We start from the raw sequence: 6,589 nt of genomic DNA, 5'->3' as shown, positions 1-6,589 counted from the left end.
CTGTGGGATATGCTGACCCACCCGCGCTACGGCATGGGGAAACGTCTTGGTGCGGCGGATGTGGACAAATGGGCGCTGTATGTCATCGGCCAGTATTGCGACCAGTCGGTGCCGGACGGTTTTGGCGGCACGGAGCCGCGCATCACCTGTAACGCTTACCTGACCACACAGCGTAAGGCGTGGGATGTTCTCAGTGATTTCTGCTCGGCGATGCGCTGTATGCCGGTATGGAACGGGCAGACGCTGACGTTCGTGCAGGACCGACCGTCGGATAAGGTATGGACCTATAACCGCAGTAATGTGGTGATGCCGGATGATGGTGCGCCGTTCCGCTACAGCTTCAGCGCCCTGAAGGACCGCCATAATGCCGTTGAAGTGAACTGGATTGACCCGGATAACGGCTGGGAGACGGCAACAGAGCTTGTGGAGGACACGCAGGCCATTCTCCGTTACGGTCGTAACGTCACGAAAATGGATGCCTTTGGCTGTACCAGCCGGGGGCAGGCACACCGCGCCGGGCTGTGGCTGATTAAAACGGAGCTGCTGGAGACACAGACCGTGGACTTCAGCGTGGGCGCAGAAGGGCTTCGCCATGTACCGGGCGATGTCATTGAAATCTGTGATGATGACTATGCCGGTATCAGCATCGGTGGTCGCGTGCTGGCGGTGAACAGCCAGACCCGGACGCTGACGCTCGACCGTGAAATCACGCTGCCATCCTCCGGTACCACGCTGATAAGCCTGGTTGACGGAAGTGGCAATCCGGTCAGCGTGGAGGTTCAGTCCGTCACCGACGGCGTGAAGGTAAAAGTGAGCCGTGTTCCTGACGGTGTTGCTGAATACAGCGTATGGGGGCTGAAGCTGCCGACGCTGCGCCAGCGCCTGTTCCGCTGCGTGAGTATCCGTGAGAACGACGACGGCACGTATGCCATCACCGCCGTGCAGCATGTACCGGAAAAAGAAGCCATCGTGGATAACGGGGCGCACTTTGACGGCGACCAGAGTGGCACGGTGAATGGTGTCACGCCGCCAGCGGTGCAGCACCTGACCGCAGAAGTCACTGCAGACAGCGGGGAATATCAGGTGCTGGCGCGATGGGACACACCGAAGGTGGTGAAGGGCGTGAGCTTCCTGCTCCGTCTGACCGTAACAGCGGACGACGGCAGTGAGCGGCTGGTCAGCACGGCCCGGACGACGGAAACCACATACCGCTTCACGCAACTGGCGCTGGGGAACTACAGGCTGACAGTCCGGGCGGTAAATGCGTGGGGGCAGCAGGGCGATCCGGCGTCGGTATCGTTCCGGATTGCCGCACCGGCAGCACCGTCGAGGATTGATCTGACGCCGGGCTATTTTCAGATAACCGCAACGCCGCATCTTGCCGTTTATGACCCGACGGTACAGTTTGAATTCTGGTTCTCGGAAAAGCGGATTACCGATATCAGGCAGGTTGAAACCACAGCCCGCTATCTTGGCACGGCGCTGTACTGGATAGCCGCCAGTATCAATATCAAACCGGGCCATGATTATTATTTTTACGTTCGCAGTGTGAACACCGTTGGCAAATCGGCATTTGTGGAGGCTGTTGGCCAGCCGAGTGATGATGCATCCGGCTATCTGGATTTTTTCAAAGGAGAGATAGGGAAAACCCATCTGGCTCAGGAGCTGTGGACGCAGATTGATAATGGTCAGCTTGCGCCTGACCTGGCTGAAATCAGGATGTCCATTACGGATGTCAGCAATGAAATCACGCAGACCGTCAATAAGAAACTGGAAGACCAGAGTGCGGCAATCCTGCAGATACAGAAGGTTCAGGTTGATACAAATAATAACCTGAACAGCATGTGGGCTGTGAAGCTGCAGCAGATGCAGGACGGACGCCTTTATATCGCGGGTATTGGTGCCGGTATTGAGAACACCCCTGACGGTATGCAGAGTCAGGTGCTGCTGGCGGCGGACAGGATTGCGATGATTAATCCTGCGAATGGCAACACAAAGCCGATGTTTGTTGGTCAGGGCGATCAGATATTTATGAATGAAGTGTTCCTGAAATATCTGACGGCTCCCACCATTACCAGCGGCGGCAATCCTCCGGTATTTTCCCTGACACCGGACGGGCGGCTGACGGCGAAAAATGCCGATATCAGCGGTAACGTGAATGCGAACTCCGGGACGCTCAATAATGTCACGATTAACCAGAACTGTCAGATTCTGGGAAAACTGTCTGCCAACCAGATTGAAGGTGATATTGTCAAAACGGTGGGAAAAGCCTTTCCGAGAAATAGCAGTTATGCCAGCGGTACAATAACGGTCACGGTGTACGATGACCAGGCTTTTGACCGTCAGATAGTAATCCCACCTGTTCTGTTTCGCGGTGGTAAGCATGAAAACTTCAACAGCAACAACCAACAGTCATACTGGTATTCAACCTGTAAGCTGCAGGTGCTGAAGAACGGACAGGAAATCTTTCAGCAACCCGCGACGGATGTCAGCAGGGTATTTTCATCCGTCATTGATATGCCTGCCGGACACGGTCATGTCACCCTGACTTTCAATGTTTCTTCATATGGTGCTAATAACTGGACGCCAACGACCAGTATCAGCGACCTTCTTGTTGTCGTGATGAAGAAATCAACAGCCGGTATCAGTATCAGTTGAATTTTATAACCCCAATACGGGCGCCAGAAATGGCGCCTTTTTTATTGCAGAAAAGCGAGAGGTAATTATGCGTAAATTATGTGCTGTTATTCTGTCTGCAGTAGTCTGGCTGGTCGCCGCTGGTACGCCAGCGAGTGCAGCAGAGCATCAGTCCACTCTAAGCGGCGGGTATCTTCAGTCCCATACTGATATGCCCGGCAACGATGACCTGAAGGGCATTAACGTGAAATACCGTTATGAATTTACGGACACGCTGGGGCTGGTGACGTCATTCAGCTATGCAGGAGACAAGAATCGCCAGATTACCCGTTACAGCGATACCCGCTGGCATGAAGATTCAGTGCGTAACCGCTGGTTCAGCGTGATGGCGGGGCCGTCTGTACGCGTGAATGAATGGTTCAGTGCTTATGCGATGGCGGGTGTGGCTTACAGCCGTGTTTCGACGTTCTCCGGGGATTATCTCCGCGTAACTGACAACAAGGGGAAAACGCACGATGTGCTGACCGGAAGTGATGGCGGTCGCCACAGCAACACGTCTCTGGCGTGGGGGGCTGGCGTGCAGTTTAACCCGACCGAATCCATGGCCATTGACCTTGCTTATGAAGGTTCCGGCAGTGGCGACTGGCGCACTGACGGTTTCATCGTGGGTGTCGGTTATAAATTCTGATTAGCCAGGTAACACAGTGTTATGACAGCCCGCCGGTTCAGGCGGGCTTTTTTGTGGAGTGGATATGGCAGCAGTAAAAATCTCAGGTGTGCTGAAAGATGGTGCGGGAAAACCAATACAGAACTGCACTATTCAACTGAAGGCAAAGCGTAACAGCACCACGGTACTGGTGAACACGGTAGCCTCTGAAAATCCGGATGAAGCCGGGCGTTACAGCATGGATGTTGAGTATGGCCAGTACAGCGTCACCCTGCTGGTTGAAGGTTTTCCGCCTTCACATGCCGGGATCATTACCGTCTATGAAGGTTCCAGACCAGGTACGCTGAATGATTTTCTCGGTGCCATGACGGAAGATGATGTCATGCCTGAGGCATTGCGTCGTTTTGAGGAAATGGTGGAAGAAGCGGCACGCAACGCCGAAGCCGCCTCTCAGAGCGCAGCGGCGGCAAAGAAATCCGAAACTGCAGCGGCATCATCGAAAAATGCGGCGAAAACCTCAGAAACGAATGCAGCTAACAGCGCACAGGCGGCAGCGACCTCACAGACTGCATCGGCAAACTCCGCGACAGCAGCCAAAAAATCAGAAACCAACGCGAAAAACAGCGAGACAGCCGCAAAGACGAGCGAAACCAACGCAAAGTCCAGCCAGACGGCAGCGAAGACCAGCGAAACAAATGCCAAAGCCAGTGAAACTGCGGCGAAAAGCAGTCAGGATGCAGCAGCCGAAAGCGAGAATGCTGCAGCTGGTTCGGCGACTTCAGCAGCTGGATCAGCAACAGCTGCGGCTAACAGCCAGAAAGCCGCGAAAACGAGCGAAACAAACGCAAAGTCCAGCCAGGCGGCAGCGAAGACCAGCGAAACAAATGCCAAAGCCAGCGAAACTGCGGCGAAAAACAGTCAGGATGCAGCAGCCCAAAGCGAGAGTGCCGCAGCTGGTTCTGCAAGCGCGGCGGCTGCTTCTGCCACTGCATCAGCCAACAGCCAAAAAGCAGCAAAAACCAGTGAAACCAATGCAAAGACAAGCGAGACTGCAGCGGCGAACTCGGCGAAAGCATCCGCTGCAAGCCAGACGGCAGCTAAAGAAAGTGAAGACGCAGCCAGAGAGTATGCAAGCCAGGCAGCAGAGCCGTATAAATATGTCTTACAGCCGCTGCCTGATGTGTGGATACCGTTTAACGATTCACTGGATATGATTACCGGGTTTGCTCCTGGGTATAAGAGCATCACAGTTGGTGACGATGTTATTACATTGCCGTCTGAAAAGGTTGTTTCATTTACCAGGGCGTCAACTGCAACGTATATAGATAAGTCTGGGTGTTTTGCTGAATCAGTGATAAATGAACCACGTTTTGAAAAAGATGGTCTGCTCATTGAAGGTCAGAGAACGAATACTTTTTCTTATACGAATACACCAGCATCGTGGAACTATGACACTGCTAACTTAACTATTACCACGGGAGTTGATGAGTATGGTTTCAGTTATGGTTTGTTTGGCGTTAAAGAAACATCCACAACTGAAAGGGCGACATTAATTTCTACTGGATATACCAGGGTTATTTCAGTTTCGGCAAATGAATCAGTTACTTTATCCTGCAGAGTTAAAAAAGTAAGTGGGGATGGTATTATCACGTTGCGTCCAAGAATATCATATGTTAACGACGATGGCTCAAGTAACACACTGACCGCTGGCGCATATATTGATTGCGAGACTGGCGATATGTTGAGTTATTCTGGAGGTGAGGCGGCAACTTATAACATATTCAGAGAGTCTAATGGATGGATTCGTGTTGAGTTTACCTACAAATCACCAGAAGCCAAAAATATGTATGGGCGTTTTGAGTTTGGAGCACATCAACGATCAATCAAGTCTGGCGATAAATTAATGTTAACAACCCCTCAATTCGAAAAGGGACTAAACGCCTCATCTTTTATCATCACAACAGAGGTCGGTGCCACGAGAGCAAGTGACCAGGTAATCATACCTATACCTTTCAACTGGGCAACTCCACCAATTAGTGTTCTCATGGAAGTTAATGTTAATTGGGATTCTGAAATGCCTAATTTAGAAGGCTCTGCGCGTTTGCTTAATATCTCAATTACAGGGGCGACGACTGAAGTTTCTGATGAAAGTTATATGTATTTTGGTTTTACCACTCGTGGTAAAAGGCTAATTATCACCAATGGCAAAGGAACAAAAACAGAATATAAAGCATATGGGAATAGAGAGAAAAGGAAATTTGTTACTGGCTTTAAGTTTACAGAAGATAAACAGTTGCAGGTTGTTGTTGATGGAATTTTAGGTAGCAGCTCCCCGTCTCTGCATACATTGCAACGTTATACTGCCGGTAATATTAATATCGGTGGACAATCATCCAGTGGCAACAGACACCTGTTCGGTCATGTGAAAAATTTACGCATTTGGCATAAAGAATTAACTGAGGCACAAATGGGGGAGAGTATTAAATGAAAGATTTAACACTCAAATTTGCAGACAGGGCCGACTTTTCGGCCTTTATGGATAGCACTGGCTATTATGACGACGAGACGATGCAGGATGATATTCTTATTGACGTGATAGGTAACGTGTACAAAGAAACCGGAGAACTGACTGAAGATGGCGAACCGGTATGTGTTAAGGAAGACGGATATTTTGTAAACGTGCGCATCATTAATGATTCGCAAATATCGTCATTATTCGATGAATACGCGGTTGCTGTTGAGCATCAACTTCGTGGCTGGATGTGAGGAAGAAAAATGGCTACATCGACAGTAATTCCAGGAGATATCACCACGCTAAAGGGAGATGTCAGTAAAACTAAGGAAGATATTTCCTCAATTAACGGAAAAGTATCAACGCTTCAGATTGATATGACCAGTGCAAAGCAGGATATCAGCACCAGATACACAAAAACTGAAGTTGATAATAAGCTGAAAAACAAAGTGGAAGCGAACGATCTGGAAAGCGGTCGTTATGGCGGTGATTTTTACCCGCTGACAGGTCGAGAAGCGTTTTATTTATGGAATTTGGCCACGACTACAGCGGCGGCAAACCTTTATCTTAATCCTGACCCCGCAATTTCGTCTGTACTGCGGTCAACATCGTCTATTCGCTATAAACATTCAGTAGAGACGATAGATTCAGAGCACGCCGATCTCATTTTCAAGATGCGCCCTGTGTGGTACAGGTCGCAATGCGAAAATGACAGGCGTGACTGGGGATTCTACGGGTTGATTGCCGAGGAATTAGGAGAAATTGCCCCTCAG

5 protein-coding genes are annotated in these 6,589 nt (G+C 50.4%); all 5 read left to right on the top strand.

Features of this window, described 5'->3' with window-relative positions:
* Window positions 1-2,658, top strand: a 2,658-nt coding sequence (locus FEK66_RS24710) for a host specificity protein J (RefSeq protein WP_171023581.1), incomplete at its 5' end; no start/stop codon positions are given.
* Window positions 2,659-2,725: 67 nt separating this feature from the next.
* Window positions 2,726-3,325 (top strand): Ail/Lom family outer membrane beta-barrel protein, encoded by a 600-nt coding sequence (locus FEK66_RS24705; protein ID WP_135493961.1) that lies wholly within the window; start codon window positions 2,726-2,728, stop codon window positions 3,323-3,325.
* 64 nt (window positions 3,326-3,389) lie between these two features.
* A complete protein-coding gene (locus FEK66_RS24700) occupies window positions 3,390-5,792 on the top strand; it encodes a prophage tail fiber N-terminal domain-containing protein (RefSeq protein ID WP_135493959.1) in 2,403 nt (800 codons plus the stop codon).
* A complete protein-coding gene (locus FEK66_RS24695; RefSeq protein WP_089559700.1) occupies window positions 5,789-6,070 on the top strand; it encodes a hypothetical protein in 282 nt (93 codons plus the stop codon). The genes FEK66_RS24700 and FEK66_RS24695 overlap by 4 nt, the downstream gene beginning before the upstream one ends.
* A 9-nt stretch (window positions 6,071-6,079) precedes the next feature.
* On the top strand, window positions 6,080-6,589 hold a 510-nt coding region (locus FEK66_RS24690; RefSeq protein ID WP_138211636.1), incomplete at its 3' end, for a tail fiber domain-containing protein.

Origin of the sequence: Escherichia sp. E1130 (genome assembly GCF_005781065.1) — a bacterium.
Classification (GTDB): Bacteria; Pseudomonadota; Gammaproteobacteria; order Enterobacterales; family Enterobacteriaceae; genus Escherichia.
The sequence above is the reverse complement of the archived record's forward strand: the minus strand, read 5'-3'. Positions and strand labels throughout refer to the sequence as shown.